Source organism: Xenophilus sp. Marseille-Q4582 (assembly GCF_916700565.1).
Lineage (GTDB): Bacteria > Pseudomonadota > Gammaproteobacteria > Burkholderiales > Burkholderiaceae_C > Xenophilus.
In genome coordinates this window covers 648,203-664,163 of sequence record NZ_CAKAKO010000006.1, presented here as the reverse complement: position 1 = coordinate 664,163, position 15,961 = coordinate 648,203, and the positions used below count along the sequence as shown (strand labels likewise).

The window sequence follows — 15,961 nt, the reverse complement described above, 5'->3', positions numbered from 1 at the left end:
GTGGCCGGGGGGACGAAAGCGCCGATGCCCGCAGCTGTCCCTGCACGGGGTCGGCCATCCGGTCGTGCCGACACGCGCCGCCCGCACAATAGGCGCATGTCCACCGGCGCCCCGTTTTCTTCCCTGATCGAATCCATCGAGCGCGCCACCGTGGCCGCGGTGCCGCCCGACACGCTGGACACGCTGCCCGGCTGGCTGCTGCCGCTGGATGGGGGCACCGTGGGCCGCGCGCACAGTGCGGTGCCGCTGACGCACGAGGCGCCCGACCTGGCGCTGCTGCCGCGCATCGAGGCGCGCTACGAGGCGCAGGGCCTGCCGCCCGTGTTCCGGCTGCCGGCCGAGCATCCGGCTTTCGAGGCATTCGGTGCCGCGCTGCGCGAGCGCGGCTACACGCCCACGCAGGCCACGCTGGTGATGCAGGGCAGCACGCAGCGCATGGCCGCCAGCGGCGACAGCGCGGGCGTGCAGGTCGATGCGGTGCCCCAGCCCGACTGGTCGCGCATCTACCTGGGCGAGGGCTTCGACGCCACCGACGGCGCGCACCGCGTGCGGCTGCTGCAGCGCGCGCAGGACGCGGTGTACGTGAGCCTGCGCGTGCCCGAGGGCGAGCCGGGCGCGGGCACGGTGGCGGCCGTGGGCTGCGCCTGCTTCGCCGAGGGCTGGGCCGGCGTGCACGGCATGCGCACGCGGCCCATGTACCGCGGCCGTGGCTATGCGCGCCGCATCCTGGCCGCGATGGGGCAGGCGGCGCTGGCGCGCGGCCTGGCGCGCGCCTTCCTGCAGGTGGAGATCGAGAACCAGCTGGCGCGCGCCCTCTATGGGCGCACGGGCTTCGAGCCGATGTGGACCTACGTCTACTGGCGCCGGCCGCTGGGGCGGGCGGTCGACCGGCCCTGACGCGCCCGGGCGCCGCCGGGGGCGGCACGCAGTGCGCCCTTGCACCGCGAGGGCAGCCAGGCGGCTGCCGGACGCCCGGACAACGCCCGCGTTCACGGCCCTGTCACCGGGCGCTTCCAGACTGCGCGGCTTTGACGTCCGCAGCCCCGGAGCCCCGCCATGAAGAGATACCCCGCCCCCGCGCCAGTCGTGCGCCTGACCCTCGCCGCCGCGTGCGCGGCCCTTGTTTCTGCCTGCGGCGGCGGTGACGGCGGCACCTGGCTGCCCATCGTGCCCACGCCCGAGCCCGCGGCCCAGAACGCCACGGCACAGCTGGCATTGTTGAGCACCACCGACCTGCACTACTACGCGCGCAGCTACAACTACTACAGCGACCGCGAGGACAAGACCGTCGGTTTCGAGCGCACCGCCACGCTGATCCGCCAGGCGCGCAGCGAATTCCCGAACACCCTGCTGGTGGACAACGGCGACACGGTGCAGGGCACGGTGCTGGGCTCCTATGAAGCGCAGATCGCGCCGATTCCGGCCACGCAGCAGCTCACCATGTACAAGGCCATGGCGACGCTGAAGTACGACGCCGGCGTGCTGGGCAACCACGAGTTCAACTTCGGCCTGCCTTTCCTGAGCCAGATCCTGGGCGGCGGGCTGGACGTGGAAGGCGTCGATCCAAAGCTCGGTGCCAAGGACAAGGGCCCGGGCTTCCCGGTCGTGACGGCCAACGTCACCAGCCTCAAGAGCGGCAAGCCGCTGGTCGATCCCTACGTCATCCTCGAGCGCCAGCTGACGGCCACGCAGGCCGACGGCAAGACCGTGACGCTGCCGGTCAAGATCGGCATCGTGGGCATCACCACCCCCGGCATCCTGAACTGGGACAAGGACAAGCTCGAAGGCAAGATCCGCACGCAGGACGGCCTGGCCGCCGCGAAGCAGTACGTGCCCGAGGTGCGCGCCAAGGGCGCCGACCTGGTCTTCGTGCTGCTGCACGGCGGCATGCAGGAAGGCGCGCATCAGCCCGGCATGGAAAACCCCGGCGCCCACATCGCGCAGCAGGTGCCGGGCATCGACGGCCTGATCATGGGCCACCAGCACGGCGTGTTCCCCGACCGCGGCACCAACGCGGCCTACAAGTTCGCAGGCGCCGACAACGCCAGGGGCACCGTGCACGGCGTGCCTGCGGTGATGCCCAGTTCGTGGGGCAAGGCCATCGGCTTGATCCACTACTCGCTCCAATGGGATGGCACGGCCAAGAAGTGGGCCGTCGACAGCGCCAAGACCGATGTGCAGGTGCGCAACATCCAGAACGGCAGCGCCTACGTGGCCTCGGACCCTGCTGTCGTCGCGGCGGTGGAAGACCTGCACCAGAAAACCCGCAGCTACGTCACCTCGCCCATCGGCACGTCGGACTTCCGCATGAGCACGCTGTTCGCCGACCTGGGCGACGTGACGGCGCTGCAGATCGTCAACCAGGCGCAGCAGGACCATGTGGCGCGCTACGTGCGCAGCAACCTGCCGCAGTACGCGAGCCTGCCGGTGCTGTCGGTCACGGCGCCCTTCAAGGCCGGCTACGGCAACAGCAGCGATTACACCGACGTGGCCGCCGGCACCGTGACGGTGGCCAACGCCGCCGACCTGTACCTGTACGACAACAACACGGTCCACGCCGTGAAGGTGAACGGCGCGCAGATCAAGCTGTGGCTGGAGAACGCGGCCCACCGCTTCAACCAGATCGACCCGGCGAAGGCCGAGGACCAGTGGCTCATCAACGACAGCAAGACCGGCGTGCAGCCCGGTGCATCCTTCCCGGGCTACAACTTCGACGTGTTCACCTCGCCGGACATTTCGTACGAGATCGACGTGACCCAGCCCAAGTACAACGTCAACAACCCGGCGCAGGGCGGCGAGCGCATCAAGAACCTGCGCTACCAAGGCCAGCCGATGAACCCCGCGCAGGAGTTCATCGTCGCCACCAACAACTACCGTGCGAACAGCAGCGCGCCCTACATCCTGGGCACGGGCAAGGCCTTCGACATCGTCTGGGCCTCGCCCGACGCGAACCGCGAGGTGGTGCTGAACTACGTCAAGGAACAGAAGCGCCTGGCCCGCGCCACGCATGGGAGCACGCGCAGCTGGCGCTTCGCGCCGGTCAAGACCGCGGGCAAGGTGCTGTTCAAGTCGGGCCCGAATGCGCTGGGCGTGGCGCAGGCCGCGGGCCTGGGCCACATCCGCGTAGAACGCGCCGACGACGGCGGCGTGAACGGCGGCACGGGCAGCTATGCGATCTATGGCATCGACCTGAGCCAGGACTGAAGGGCGCCGGGCCGAAATCACCAGTTTCGGGGATACCGCCTGCGCCCGGCATTGGGCACACTCCGGGGGGCGGCGCGGGGCGCCGTCCCGCCTCTGTCTGCCTGACGCCCACCATGAACCCTCCCTTGCCGCCCGACGACCGCCAGGCCCTGGTCGATGCCATGGGCCCCGCGCTGCCGGCGCCGGTGCTGATCGTGGAGGACGACGCGCTGATGCGCGAACGCATCGCGCGCTTGCTGGCGCAACTGGGCTATACCGACGATGCGCTGGTGTTCACCGCCTCGCTGGCCGAGGCGCGTGCACAGACCGCGCAGCAACCCCATGCACTGGCGTTGGTGGACCTGGGCCTGCCCGACGGCAGCGGCGTCGACCTGATCGCTGAGCTGCGGGCCGACGACCCGGGCCTGGGCATCCTCGTCATCTCGGCCTGGAGCACCGAAGATCTGATCCTGACGGCACTGCGCGCCGGCGCCACCGGCTACGTGCTCAAGGAACGCGACGACATGGAACTGGTGCTGGCCGTGCGCAGCGTGCTGCGCGGTGGCGCGCCCATCGACCCTTTCATCGCGCGCCGTATCCTCGACCTCTCGCAGGCGCCGGCCAGCAGTCCCGACCGGCTGGAAGAAGGCGCCCTCACGCCGCGCGAGACCGAGATCCTGCACCTGGTCGCCCAGGGCCTGACCAACCGCGAAATCGCCGAAGGCCTGTTCCTGTCGCGCCACACCGTCGAATGCCACATCAAGCACATCTACCGCAAGCTGGCCGTGAAGTCGCGCACGCGCGCCGTCCACGAAGCCCGTTCGCGTGGCTGGCTGGCCTGACGCTGGCATGGCTGCTCACACTGGCTTCGGTAGGGGCGCAGCAGCAACCCCAACCCACGCCGGGCCCGTCGGCCCCGGTGTGCGAGCCGCACATCGACGGCATCTGGGCCGCCCGCACGCCCGCGGGCAGCGGGCCTGAGCAGGCGGCCCCCAGCACCGGCTGGGAGCGCGTGACGCTGCCCGACCGCTGGCAGACGCGCTGGCCCGACTTCGACGGCATCGTCTGGTACCGCATCGATTGGACGGCCCCCTGTGTCGGCGAGGCCGCCGAGGCCTTGGGCGCGGCCTTCACCTCCGTCAACATGGCCGGCACTATCCGGCTCAACGAGCACAGCCTGCTGTGGCGCGACCAGAACCTGGTGGAGCCGCTGAGCCGCAGCTGGAACATGCCGCGCGCCTTCCTGCTGCCGCCCGCGGCGCTGCAGGCCGGCGCCAATCGGCTGTGGGTCCAGGTGGTGGGGCTGGCCGACCAGGGCGCGGGCCTGGGTGCGGTGCGCGTCGCACCCGCCGCGCAGGCGCTGGCCCATGGAGAGACGCAACGCCTGTACCGCCGTGTGCTGCCCGGTGCCAACGTGCTGATCTCGGCCACGCTGGGCGTGTTCTTCTTCATGCTGTGGCTCATGCGGCGGCAAGAGAAAGCCTATGGCTGGTATGCCTTCGCCGCCCTGGCCTGGGTGCTGGTGGGCCTGAACAACGTGCTCACCGAAGTGCCGTGGCCTTTCCCCGATGGGCGAAGCTGGATGCGCTGGGTGTCGGCATGGATGGTGGCCTACGCAGGTGCCTTCTGCATGTTCCTGTGGCACTTTGGCGCCCTGCTGCGCCCCTGGCGCACGCGCGTGCTGGCGGGGGTGACGCTGCCGGCCATCGTGGCGGTCGTCGCCTTGCCCGTGCCCGCGCTTTGGTATGCCAACGTGGCTGCATTCACGGTCAGCGTGCTGCTGATCCTGGGCGCCTGCGTGGAATTCATCGTTCAGGCACTGCGCACCCGCCAGGTCGAGCACCTGCTGCTCGCCGCTTGCTGCGTGGGCTTTCTCGCGCCGGCCGTCCATGACGCACTGATGGTCGTGAGCGTGCTGGACGAAGGCACGCCGTGGACCCCCGTCACCGCGCTGATCATCACGTTGGGTATGTCGCTGGTGCTGGCCGGGCATTTCACGCGCACCCTGCGGCAGGTGGAGCGTTTCAACGACCAACTGGCCGAGCAGGTGCGCCTGGCGCGAGAGGACTTGGCCCACACACTGAGCCGCGAGCACGCGCTGGAGCTGGACAACGTGCGCCTGAGCGAACGCCTGCGCGTGGCACATGAGCTGCACGACGGCCTGGGCAGTTCGCTGGTGCGTTCGGTGGCGCTGGTGGAGCACTCCGGCAGCCAGCTGCAGCGCCACCACTACCTGTCGATGTTCAAGTCGCTGCGCGACGATCTGCGCCAGATCGTCGACACCCACGGCAGCGCCACGGCGCCAGTGCCGCCCACGCCCGTGCAATGGCTGGCGCCCATCCGCCACCGCTTCGGCCGGCTGTTCGAGGAACTAGGCGTGCGCTGCCACTGGCACACACCCGCCACCTGGCCCTGCCTGCTATCGGCGCGGCAGGCGCTGGGCCTGACACGCTTCCTGGAAGAGGCGCTGACCAACGTGGTCAAGCACAGCCGCGCGCGCACGCTGGTGGTGCAGATGGAAGAGATCGGCATCGAGCAACCCTCGCGCACGGGCCTGCGGCTGGTGGTGCAGGACGACGGTTTGGGCTTCGACGTGGCGCTGGTGCAGCAGGCCATGAGCGGCCTAGGCCTGAACAGCATGCAGGCGCGTGTCACGCGCATCGGTGGCACGCTGCACATCGAATCGGACGCCAGTGGCACGATGCTCCAGGTCGAAATTGCCACTGCGGTGGCGGGTACGGCACTGCCGTCCACCCTGTTCTGAAGCGGTGCTATGGGGGCGCCGGCCCGCGCGCCCGGTTGCCCGGGCTTGCGTGGCGACCCGCGCATGACCGCGCCGCTCGGAACGCCACACCGGCCGGGCGGAGATCAGGCGCGATGGCTGAAGAAATCACATGAGCCATCACCTCGGCCCCCTGGGTGGAGCCTTCAACTGCGGCGCTTGCAGGGCGGTGAGCAATCGAGACCCGCAATATCACTAGTTCTGGTGATTTACCTTGTGAAGCCCCTCGCCGAACATCAACACATCAGCGCTTAGGGCCGTTCTCCCGGGGGCGCATGCACCGGCGCTCTTGCGCTTTGACTGCTTTTGTCCATTCATTCACGGAGCTCTGCATGACCAGTAACACCGCGCCCACCTTCGCCGTGCCCACGGGCACGGGCACGCTGCTGGTCCCCGTGGGCAGCGGCGCTGACGAGGCGCACAGCGTCACCCTGCAGCCCGACGGCAAGATCGTGGTGGCCGGGTACAGCTGGAACGGCTTCAACCGCGAAGACTTCAGCCTGATCCGCCTGAACGCCAATGGCACGTTGGACACCAGCTTCAGCGAAGACGGCAGGCTGCTGGTGTCCGTGGGCAGCAGCACTGACCAGGCCTCCAGCGTCACGCTGCAGCCCGACGGCAAGATCGTGGTGGCCGGGTTTAGCTGGAACGGCAGCAACAACAACGACTTCAGCCTGATCCGCCTGAACGCCGACGGCACGCTGGACACCGGTTTGGGCAATCAAGGCAAGCTGCTAGTGCCCGTGGGCAGCAGCCATGACCACGCCAACAGCGTCACCTTGCAGCCCGACGGCAAGATCGTGGTGGCCGGGACCAGCTCGGGCGTCAGCAACAGCGACTTCAGCCTGATCCGCCTGAACGCCAATGGCACGCTGGACACCAGTTTTGGCGACGACGGCAAGCTGCTGGCGCCTGTGGGCAGCAGCGCAGACATGGGGTACAGCGTCGCTCTGCAGCCCGACGGCAAGATCGTGGTGGCCGGGTTCAGCCTCAACGGCAGCATCGACTGGGACTTCAGCCTGATCCGCCTGAACGCCGAAGGTACGCTGGACACCGGCTTTGGCAATCAAGGCAAGCTGCTGATGCCCGTGGGTAGCAGCATAGACATTGGGTACAGCGTCGCCCTGCAACCCGACGGCAAGATCGTGGTGGCCGGGACCAGCTTGAACGGCGGCAACGACGACTTCAGCCTGATCCGCCTGAACGCCGACGGCACGCTGGACACCGCATTTGGCAATCAAGGCAAGCTGCTGGTGTCCGTGGGCAGCGGCACTGACGAAGCCTACAGCGTCACCTTGCAGCCCGACGGCAAGATCGTGGTGGCCGGGCACAGCGACAACGGCAGCAACGGCAAAGACTTCAGCCTGATCCGCCTGAACGCCAATGGCACGTTGGACAGCGGCTTCGGCGACGACGGCAAGCTGCTGGTGCCTGTGGGCAGCGGCGATGACCGTGGCCACAGCGTCACCCTGCAGCCCGACGGCAAGATCGTGGTGGCCGGGTACAGCGACAACGGCAGCAACAACAACGACTTCAGCCTGATCCGCCTGAACGCCGACGGCAGCCTGGACACGAGCTTCAACGCCCCGCCCAACCCGCTCGACACCCTGGGCGGCACGGTGAGCTACACCGAAGGCGCCGCGCCCGTGGTGCTGGACGCATCGGTGGCCATCTTCGACGCCGAACTGGCCGCCCAGGGCCACTATGCAGGCGCCAGCCTCACGCTGGCACGCAGCGGCGCTGCCGATGCGCAAGACGTCTTCGGTGCCAGCGGCGCCTTGAGCTTCACGGGCAACGGCAGCGGCAACGTCGAATTCTCCGGCACCGTCATCGGCAGCTACACCCAGTCGGGTGGCACGCTGGCCATCACCTTCAATGACCAGGCCACCCAGGCGCGCGTGAACGCCGCCCTGAGCTCGCTGACCTATGCCAACATCAGCAACACCCCGCCCGCCAGCGTCACGCTGGACTGGGTCTTCAGCGACGGCAACTCAAGCGCCCAAGGCAGCGGCGGCGCACAAACGGCCATTGGCAGCACGGTGGTCAACATCACGGCCATCAACTCGGCTCCAACCACCTCCCCAGTGACCCTGGACGCGATCGCCGAAGACAGCGGCGCGCGCACCATCACCCAGGCCGAGCTGCTGGTCCACGCCAGCGATGTGGAGGGCGACAGCCTCACGGCCACTGGCCTGGTGATCTCCAGCGGCAATGGCATGCTGGTGGACAACGGCAACGGCACCTGGAGCTTCACACCGGCACCCAACGACGACACCGGCGTCAGCTTCAGCTACGACATCACCGATGGCACGGACACGGTCGCCGGAACCGCCAGCCTGGACATCACGCCCGTCAACGATGCGCCGGTGCTGACCGGCGTGCCCACCCTGCCATTGGGCGTGACGGTGGGGCTGGCCGCTGCGCTGGCGGACTTCACGGTCTCGGACCCCGATGGCGCCGACGTGCCACTGACGCTGACGCTCACCCCGACCGGCGGCGCGCTGAACGGCCTGACGGATGCCGACTCGGCCACGCCCGGCATCCAGATCACGGGCACGGCGGCGCAGATCAATGCCGCAGTCGCCCACGCCACATTCACCGCCACAGCGGCGGGCGCGGCAGCGATCCATCTGACGCTCAGCGATGGCATCGAGCAGGTGACGCAGGACTATGTGCTGACGGCCACTTCTGCCCCGCAGCCACCGGCGCCACCGCCACCGCCACCAGCACCGCAGCCGCCGGCGCCACAACCCCCTGCGCCGCAACCCCCTGCACCTCAGCCACCCCCACCGCCGGTCCCGCCCGCACCCGCAGTGGCCACGCCGCACATCGACTGGGTTCGCTACGCTGGGGATCGCAACGACTATGTGCTGCAACGCGCCGACGACGGCGTGTGGGGCATCCGCACCGCCGCCGGCAGCAGCGCCACGCCCTTGCCGGGCATCGAGCGCCTGGTCTTTGACGATGGCGCGGTCGCACTGGACCTGGCCGGCGGTGGACTGGGTGCATCGGCGGCGCAGGCCGCGCTGCTCGTGTTCTCGCTGTGGGGCCGGGCCGGCCTGGACAACCCGCGATTGGTCGGTGAAGCCGTGGCCTATGTCGATGCCCTGAAGCTGGGCCCGGTGGCCCAGGTGGCCGACAACCTGGGGCTGCTGGCGGCCTTGGCGGGTGGTGCCGAGCCTGCGGCCTTGCTGACGCTGCTGCACACGAACATCGTGGGCCGCGCCCCCGATGCGGCCGAGCTGCAGGATCTGCTGGCCTTTCAGGCGGGGGGCGGGTATTCGAACGCGCAACTGCTGCAGATTGCGGCGGGACTGCCGGTGACGGCCCAGGCCATGGGGTTGGGCATTCTGGCCCAGCAAGGGCTGGCATTGACGCCCTATGACGGTCCGCTGTTCGGCTCGGCTGGCAATGAGGTGTTCCGTGCGCAGCAGGGCGATGACATCTTTGAGGCCGGGGCAGGGGTGGATACGGTGGTGTATGGCGCCAACGCTTCGCGCTACAGCTGGAGCCAGGACGATGAGGGCCACTGGACCGTGCGCAGCACGGCCCAGGATGGAGGGCGCGACAAGTTGCACGATGTGGAGCGTCTGCAGTTCGCCGACCATGCGGTGGCGCTGGACCTGGACGGCAACGCAGGCCAGGCGCTGCGCTTGCTGGCGGCCGTGAAGGGGGCGGGGGCCATCGAAGACCGCGCGCTGGTGGGCGAGGTGCTGGCTTATGTGGATGCAGTGGATGCCGAGACCTTGGCGCGCGACGCACAGAACCACGGGGTGCTCGACGCGCTGGCCGGCGGGGACAGCCTGCAGGCCCTGGTCACGCTGCTGTACCAGAACGTGGCAGGGTATGCGCCGAGCGAGCTGGAGATGCAACAGGCGCTGGAGCTGGCCGCGCAGCAGCAATGGGACCGGGCCGAGGTGCTGAGCTTCGTGGCGCAATTGCCTCAGACGGCGCAGCTGATCGGGCTGCCGGAGCTGGCGCAGCAGGGACTGGCCTATGAGCTGTGGGGCGCCTGAACCTGAGCGCAGGCGCGCACGACAAAGCGGGGCGGCCGGCGGATGGGTGCAGGAACGCGCTGATTCGCGCGGCCAGCCGGCCTGCGTTACAGCCGTCTGCGCTGCTTGCCAACCGCCGCCCAGGAAGAGGCACGGGTTGACCACCGCCGTCAGGCGCGACTGCTGGACCTGCGCCAGATTGCCCAGCGCGTCGTCCACTTCCGCGCCGTGTCCGGAATGAAGAGATCTGGCTGCCTGTCGGGCGCTGGCCGGGTCGGTCAGCGCGTTGTCACGCGTGAATCAGTGTGTGGTGGAGATAGCGAGATACGCAGGAAGTCGGCAATCAGGCCCGTCACCTGGCCCAGGTCTTCACGGTGCGGCACATGGCCCAGGCCGTCCAGCGTTTGCACGGTGGCGCGGCCCGCGGTCTGCTGCCAGATGAGTTGGCCGTGCATGGCGCTGCAGTATTCATCCTTCGAGCCGTACAGCGCCAGCATGGGGCAGCGCACCTGCGGCAGCCGCGCCTTCAGCGTCCAGGTGGCGAAGGCCGGGTCCAGCCAGCGGTCGATCCAGGCGCTCAAGACCCATTCGGCCTTGTCGCCGTGGTAGCGGGCCAGCTTCTGAACCTGCTCGGGCGAACGCACATGCGGCGCCGCGGCGCGGATGCCGTCCAGCGTGTGGGCCTCGGGGAAGATCTGCGCCGCGATGACGATCAGCGCCTCGCAGGCTTCGGGCCTTTGCACCGCCGTCTCGATGGCCATGCCACCGCCCACGCTGTGGCCCAGCGCCACGAAGCGGGTGATGCCCAACTGGGTCAGCAGTGCGTCCAGGTAGCTGCGTGATTCGTCGACCACGAAGTCCAGCGGCGGCAGGCCACTGCGCGCGTCGGAACGGCCAAAGCCCAGCCGGTCATAGGCCACGACGCTGCGGCCGGTCGCCTCGGCCAATGCGGCGGGGAAGTCGCGCCACAGTTCCACCGCGCCCAGCGAATCGTGAAAGAGCAGCAGGGGCGCGGCCTGCGCGTCGCTGCCTTGCCAGCGACGTGCGAAGAGGCGGCCCTGCGCGTGTTCGATCCAACGGTCGGTGGGGGGCGTGGCGGTCATGGGCGGTTGGGGTGGGCGGGCCAAAGCGGCCACTCTACGCCAAGCTGCCGCGCGCATGCCGCCGCCTACGCGGCGAACGCACTGGCGCAGTGGGCGGCCCGCGCCGTGCAGCGAAGCTCCGACGTACACGGCGACGCCGCGGCCACCGACGCACAGCGCCTGCAGGTCACATCCCTCGCGCATGGGGAGGCGGTGGGCCCGTCGGTGTCGGTCATCAGGCGTCTGGTGCTGGATGCCAGCACCGAGCCGTTTGAGGCGCTGGGCGCGTCGGCCACGCTGAAGACCAGCCGGGCTGGCGCTCGACTGGCGAACTCGACGAAGACGACCTGCAGGCCATCTTCCTCGAAGAGGCGGGCGAAGTGCTGCACAACGGCCGCGACGCCGTCGCCGCGCTGCGCCACAACCCGGCCGACACGGGCGAGCTCGCAACGTCCGCACCATCTCATCGCACAAGCCACGCATTTACCGCGAGCGGCAGGTGAAAGCCTATGCCTTGAAAGGCGCAGCGTCGCCGTCTGCGTATCGGGTGGGGATGGGGCCTGGCGTGGTCACCTGAGCTCCTGCGTCTTCCCCGTCAACCTTCGATCCCGTCCGCGCGCAGTTTCAGCACCCGGTCCGCACGCGCCGCCGCGCTGGCCGAATGCGTGACCAGCACCAGCGCGGCCTGCTGCTCGCGGGTCTGCGCGATCAGCACGTCCATCACCTTCTCGGCCGTGGCCGGGTCGAGGTTGCCCGTGGGCTCGTCGGCCAGCAGCAGGCCGGGGCGGTGCACCAGCGCGCGGGCGATGGCCACGCGCTGCAACTGCCCGCCGCTCAGTTGCTGCGGCAGCCGCGCGCCCAGGCCTGCGAGGCCCACCACATCCAGCATCTGCTGCACGCGCGCGTCGTCGGGCTGCTGCAGCAGCAACAGCGGCAGGCCCACGTTCTGCGCCACGTCCAGGTGCGGCAGCACGTGGAAGGCCTGGAACACGAAGCCGACGTGCCGGCGGCGCCAGTGCGCGCGCGCCTCGGCATCCAGCGTGCCGATGTCGGTGCCGCCCGCCAGCACGCGGCCGGCCTGCCAGTCGTCCAGGCCGGCGATGCAGTTGAGCAGCGTGGACTTGCCCACGCCGGACTCGCCCACGATGGCGACGAACTCGCCGGGCGCGACCTCGAAGCTCACGTGCTGGAACACGGGCGCCTGCGCGTAGTGCTTGGCCAGGCCTTCGAGGCGCAGGCTGACGGGGCGCGCTTCGGGGCAAGCCTCGGCCGGAACGCTCGGGCGGGCGCTCATGGCTGCTGCGCCTTGCGCGCCGCATGCACGGCGGCCACGGCCTGCACCAGCGCGTCGCTCGCGTCGGCCGCGATGATCTGCCGCGCGCGCATGCTGCGCAGCCAGGTGATCTGGCGCTTGGCCAGCTGGCGCGTGGCGGCGATGCCGCGCTCGCGCAGGGTGGCCAGATCGGCGGCATCTGGTGCGCGGCCGCCCTGGGCGGCCAGCGCGTCGAACATCTCCCAGGCCTGGCGGTAGCCCACGCAGCGCATGGACGGCAGTTCTAGGTTCAGGTCGCCGCGCGCGCGCAAGGTGCGCACCTCCTCGAGGAAGCCGGCCTCCAGCATGGCGTCGAAGCGCTGCGCCACGCGCGCATGCAGCCAGGCGCGGTCGATCGGTTCCAGCGAGATCAGGTGCAGGGCCAGCGCGGGCTGCGGGGTCTGGGCGCGCTGGTGGAAGTGCGACAGCGGCTGGCCGCTGGTGCGCCACACCTCCAGCGCGCGTTGGATGCGCTGGCTGTCGTGCGGCGCCAGGCGGGCCGCGGTGGCCGGGTCCACTTCGGCCAGGCGCGCATGCATCGCGGGCCAGCCTTCGTCGGCGGCCTCGGCATCGATCTGCGCGCGCACCTCGGCGTCGGCGGCGGGCATGGCGTCCAGGCCTTCCATCAGCGCCTTGAAGTACAGCATGGTGCCGCCCACCAGCAGCGGCAGCGCGCCGCGTGCGCGGATCTCGCCCACCAGCCGCACGGCGTCGGCCACGAAGGCGGCGGCGCTGTAGCTCTGGGTGGGGTCGAGCGTGTCGATCAGGTGGTGCGGCACGGCCGCGCGCTCGGCCGCGCTGGGCTTGGCGCTGCCGATGTCCATGCCGCGGTAGACCAGGGCCGAATCGACGCTGACGATTTCCACCGGCTGCGTGCGCGCCAGCGAGGCGGCGGCGGCCAGCGCGGCCGCGGTCTTGCCGCTGGCCGTGGGGCCGGCCAGGGCGATGCAGGGCGCAGCGGCGGCCGTGCTCATGGGGTGCGCCCTTGGGCGGCTGGGCCGCCGGCGTGGCGGCGCACCACCGTCCAGGCCAGCAGCGCCAGCACGCCGCCCCAGAAGGCGATGCCCAGCGCCAGCGGCTTCGTGCTGCGGTCTTCCAGCGCCACGCCCAGCCAGGCACCTACGCCGAAGGCCACCACCATCTGCATGAAGCCATTGAGCGCCGAGGCCGCGCCCGCGGCCTGCGGGAAGGGACCGATGGCGCCGGTCTGGCCGCAGGGCTGGTGCACGCCATGGGCCAGCATCACCAGGGTGAGCGGCGCCACGATGGCCCACACGGTCTGCACGCCGGCCAGCGCCAGTGCGCCCATGAGCGCACCGCCGACCAGCGACAGCGCCCCCGCCCGCGCGACCGTGCCGCGGATGCCATGCCGTGGCAGCCAGCGCCGGCACAGGAAGGTGCCGCCGATGTACGAGAGCGAATTCCACAGCATCACCATCCCGTAGGCCGGCTTGCTCAGCCCCAGCACCTCGATGAACACGAAGGAAGAAGAGGCCAGGAAGGTGAACAGCAGCGCATAGGCGGCGCTGGTCAGGGCCGTGAAGCTCGTGAACACGGGGTGGCGCAGCATGCCGGCCCAGGTGGCGGCCAGGCGCGCCGGCTGCAGCGCCGCCGGATCGGGCCGGCCCAGCGTTTCACGGAAGCGCAGTGCGACCAGCGCGAAGGCGAAGCTGCCGAACAGCGCCGTGCTCAGCAGCGCGGCACGCCAGCCCCAGAGGCCGGACACCAGCCCGCCCAGGGGCGCGCACAGGCAGGCGATCACGCCCAGGCCCGTGAGTGCGCGCGACATGACGCGCGCGCCCTCGGTCGGCGGGTACAGGTCGCGCACCATGGCGCGCGCCACCATCACGGCCGCGCCCATGGCGGCGCCCTGCACGGTGCGCGCGGCGATCAGCACCTCGATGGACGGGGCCGCGGCCGTGGCCAGCGCGGCGAGCACGTAGGCGCCCATGCCCATCAGCAGCACCGGGCGGCGGCCGAAGCGGTCCGAGAGCGCGCCGAACACCAGTTGCGCGCCGCCGAAGGCCAGCAGCAGCGCCGTGAGCGTGAGCTGCGCCTGCGACACGCTGCCGCCCAGGGCCTGCGTGAGCGCGGGCAGGGTCGGCAGGTAGAGGTCGGTGGTGACGGGCTGGATGCCCAGCAGCAGGGCCAGCAGCAGCACGACGAGCGCCGGGGGCATGCGGGCGCGTGCGTCCGCGCGGGCCGGCCGGCCGGCCGGGCTGGCGCGGCGGGAAGGGGCAGGGGCGTCCGGAGGGGCCGATTCGGAAAGCGGGGGAGACAGGGGCGGCGGCGCGGGCATCCGCCCGAGGGTAGCAAATGGGCGCGCGCCCTCGCCGGGCCGGGGCGGCGGCGGGCGGCCGCGTCAGCCGGCGCGCGTGCGGACCGCGAGGCCTGCGCCGCCGGCGGGCGCCGCCTGCGGCGCGGCCTGGACGGCCTGCGGCGGCTCGGCCGGCCCGGGCGGCGGGACCGTCGGGCGTCCCTTCATGTCGAAGAGCTGGCTCAGCGCGGTGCGGTACTGCAGCTCGCCGATCGAGTTGGTGCTGTGGTGCGAGCCACCTTCGACCAGCACGAAGAGCTTGGGCGTGGTGGCCGCGTCGTACAGCTTCTTGCCCAGCGTGGGGTTGATCAGTGTGTCGTTGGAGCCATGCACCACCAGGAGCGGCGATTCGATGGACTTGACCTTGTTGAGCGATTCGAAGCGCTGCGTGACCAGCGCGCTGAAGGGCAGCCAGCCCCACTTGAAGCTGCTCACCACGTCGGCGATGGAGGTGAAGGTGCCTTCCACGATGGTGCCCGACTCGTCCTTGACCTGCGCGGCCAGGTCGATGCCGATGGCCCCGCCCAGCGAATGGCCGAAGATGTAGCGGCGCTGTTTCGGGTACTTCCGGGCCAGCCAGTCCCAGGCGGCCCGGGCGTCTTCGCGCGCGGAAAGCTCCGATGGCAGGGCCTGCGTGCTCTTGCCGAAGCCGCGGTAGTCGATGGCGAGCACGGAAAAGCCCAGCTCGTGCATGCGGCGGATGCGCGGCGCAGAGCCCGCCACGTTGAAGCGCGCGCCATGCAGGTACAGCATGACCGGTGTCTCGGGCGAGGTGGGCGCGTCGCCGTACCAGAGGCCGTGCAGCCGCGCCGGCTGGCCGGTGGAGGGAGATTTGAAGTCGATCCAGATGTCCTCCATGCCCTCTGTCATGGCCGCGCTGTTGCCCCAGCTGCGGTCGCTGGGCTGGAAGATCCATTCGCGCTGGCGTTCATCGAGGGTGGAACAGCCGCCGGCCAGCAGGGCGCAGAAGGCCGCGGCTGTCGCAAGAAAGGTCCATCGCTTCATGGGGCTGACTGACAAGGTGAGCGGTCAAAAGTTCACGAACTGTCGTCCGTTGGCGTTGACACGACAACGGGGTAACTCCCTGCAACGCTTCTGGGGCGTTGGCGACGGTGTATGCAACGGGCGTGCCCGCGTGGCGGTCGTAGTGGGAAACCCGGAGCCGCGGACCGGGCGAACGGGGGGTCGGGCGTGGCCCGCGGCGCAGGCACGGGCGGCGCCGCGGCGTGCGGGCGCGGCGATGCGCCTGGCCCGCAAGGCCGGCGGGCGGGGCGGGGTGCCCTCGATGCG

10 protein-coding genes are annotated in these 15,961 nt (G+C 70.4%); 5 read left to right on the top strand and 5 right to left on the bottom strand.

Features of this window, described 5'->3' with window-relative positions:
- Nucleotides 1–96 precede the first annotated feature (96 nt).
- From LG388_RS23335 to LG388_RS23315, 5 genes are all read left to right on the top strand, one after another.
- Nucleotides 97–897 (top strand): GNAT family N-acetyltransferase, encoded by an 801-nt coding sequence (locus LG388_RS23335; protein WP_225784944.1) that lies wholly within the window; start codon nt 97–99, stop codon nt 895–897.
- A 159-nt stretch (nt 898–1,056) separates the two neighbouring features.
- A complete protein-coding gene (locus LG388_RS23330; RefSeq protein WP_225784943.1) occupies nt 1,057–3,204 on the top strand; it encodes a bifunctional 2',3'-cyclic-nucleotide 2'-phosphodiesterase/3'-nucleotidase in 2,148 nt (715 codons plus the stop codon).
- A gap of 113 nt (nt 3,205–3,317) precedes the next feature.
- Nucleotides 3,318–4,025, top strand: coding sequence for a response regulator transcription factor (locus tag LG388_RS23325; RefSeq protein ID WP_225784942.1), 708 nt, complete (start codon nt 3,318–3,320; stop codon nt 4,023–4,025).
- Nucleotides 3,935–5,947, top strand: coding sequence for a 7TM diverse intracellular signaling domain-containing protein (locus LG388_RS23320; protein WP_225784941.1), 2,013 nt, complete (start codon nt 3,935–3,937; stop codon nt 5,945–5,947). Before LG388_RS23325 ends, LG388_RS23320 begins: the two co-directional genes overlap by 91 nt.
- A 350-nt stretch (nt 5,948–6,297) precedes the next feature.
- Entirely contained in the window at nt 6,298–9,981 is a 3,684-nt protein-coding gene (locus tag LG388_RS23315) for a cadherin-like domain-containing protein (RefSeq protein WP_225784940.1), read from the top strand.
- A gap of 257 nt (nt 9,982–10,238) precedes the next feature.
- Here the strand turns inward: LG388_RS23315 and LG388_RS23310 are convergent, their stop codons facing one another.
- From LG388_RS23310 to LG388_RS23290, 5 genes are all read right to left on the bottom strand, one after another.
- Nucleotides 10,239–11,063 carry an alpha/beta fold hydrolase gene (locus tag LG388_RS23310; RefSeq protein ID WP_225784939.1) on the bottom strand — a complete coding sequence of 275 codons (825 nt, stop codon included), beginning with the start codon at nt 11,061–11,063 and terminating at the stop codon, nt 10,239–10,241.
- A 574-nt stretch (nt 11,064–11,637) separates the two neighbouring features.
- Nucleotides 11,638–12,336 carry an ABC transporter ATP-binding protein gene (locus LG388_RS23305; protein ID WP_225784938.1) on the bottom strand — a complete coding sequence of 233 codons (699 nt, stop codon included), beginning with the start codon at nt 12,334–12,336 and terminating at the stop codon, nt 11,638–11,640.
- On the bottom strand, nt 12,333–13,328 hold the full coding sequence (gene miaA / locus LG388_RS23300) for a tRNA (adenosine(37)-N6)-dimethylallyltransferase MiaA (protein ID WP_225784937.1): 996 nt from the start codon (nt 13,326–13,328) through the stop codon (nt 12,333–12,335). The genes LG388_RS23305 and miaA overlap by 4 nt, the downstream gene beginning before the upstream one ends.
- Nucleotides 13,325–14,533 (bottom strand): Bcr/CflA family efflux MFS transporter, encoded by a 1,209-nt coding sequence (locus LG388_RS23295; protein WP_225784936.1) that lies wholly within the window; start codon nt 14,531–14,533, stop codon nt 13,325–13,327. Before LG388_RS23295 ends, miaA begins: the two co-directional genes overlap by 4 nt.
- Nucleotides 14,534–14,716: 183 nt before the next feature.
- Nucleotides 14,717–15,676: an alpha/beta hydrolase gene (locus tag LG388_RS23290; protein WP_225784935.1), complete on the bottom strand. Its 960-nt coding sequence runs from the start codon at nt 15,674–15,676 to the stop codon at nt 14,717–14,719.
- Nucleotides 15,677–15,961 lie beyond the last annotated feature (285 nt).

What these genes read in the sequence shown, in the direction of transcription:
- LG388_RS23335 (WP_225784944.1), top strand. Translation starts at nt 97, where the DNA reads ATGTCCACCGGCGCCCCGTTTTCTTCCCTGATCGAATCCATCGAGCGC.
- LG388_RS23330 (WP_225784943.1), top strand. Translation starts at nt 1,057, where the DNA reads ATGAAGAGATACCCCGCCCCCGCGCCAGTCGTGCGCCTGACCCTCGCC.
- LG388_RS23325 (WP_225784942.1), top strand. Translation starts at nt 3,318, where the DNA reads ATGAACCCTCCCTTGCCGCCCGACGACCGCCAGGCCCTGGTCGATGCC.
- LG388_RS23320 (WP_225784941.1), top strand. Translation starts at nt 3,935, where the DNA reads ATGCCACATCAAGCACATCTACCGCAAGCTGGCCGTGAAGTCGCGCAC.
- LG388_RS23315 (WP_225784940.1), top strand. Translation starts at nt 6,298, where the DNA reads ATGACCAGTAACACCGCGCCCACCTTCGCCGTGCCCACGGGCACGGGC.
- LG388_RS23310 (WP_225784939.1), bottom strand. Translation starts at nt 11,063, where the DNA reads ATGACCGCCACGCCCCCCACCGACCGTTGGATCGAACACGCGCAGGGC.
- LG388_RS23305 (WP_225784938.1), bottom strand. Translation starts at nt 12,336, where the DNA reads ATGAGCGCCCGCCCGAGCGTTCCGGCCGAGGCTTGCCCCGAAGCGCGC.
- miaA (WP_225784937.1), bottom strand. Translation starts at nt 13,328, where the DNA reads ATGAGCACGGCCGCCGCTGCGCCCTGCATCGCCCTGGCCGGCCCCACG.
- LG388_RS23295 (WP_225784936.1), bottom strand. Translation starts at nt 14,533, where the DNA reads ATGCCCCCGGCGCTCGTCGTGCTGCTGCTGGCCCTGCTGCTGGGCATC.
- LG388_RS23290 (WP_225784935.1), bottom strand. Translation starts at nt 15,676, where the DNA reads ATGAAGCGATGGACCTTTCTTGCGACAGCCGCGGCCTTCTGCGCCCTG.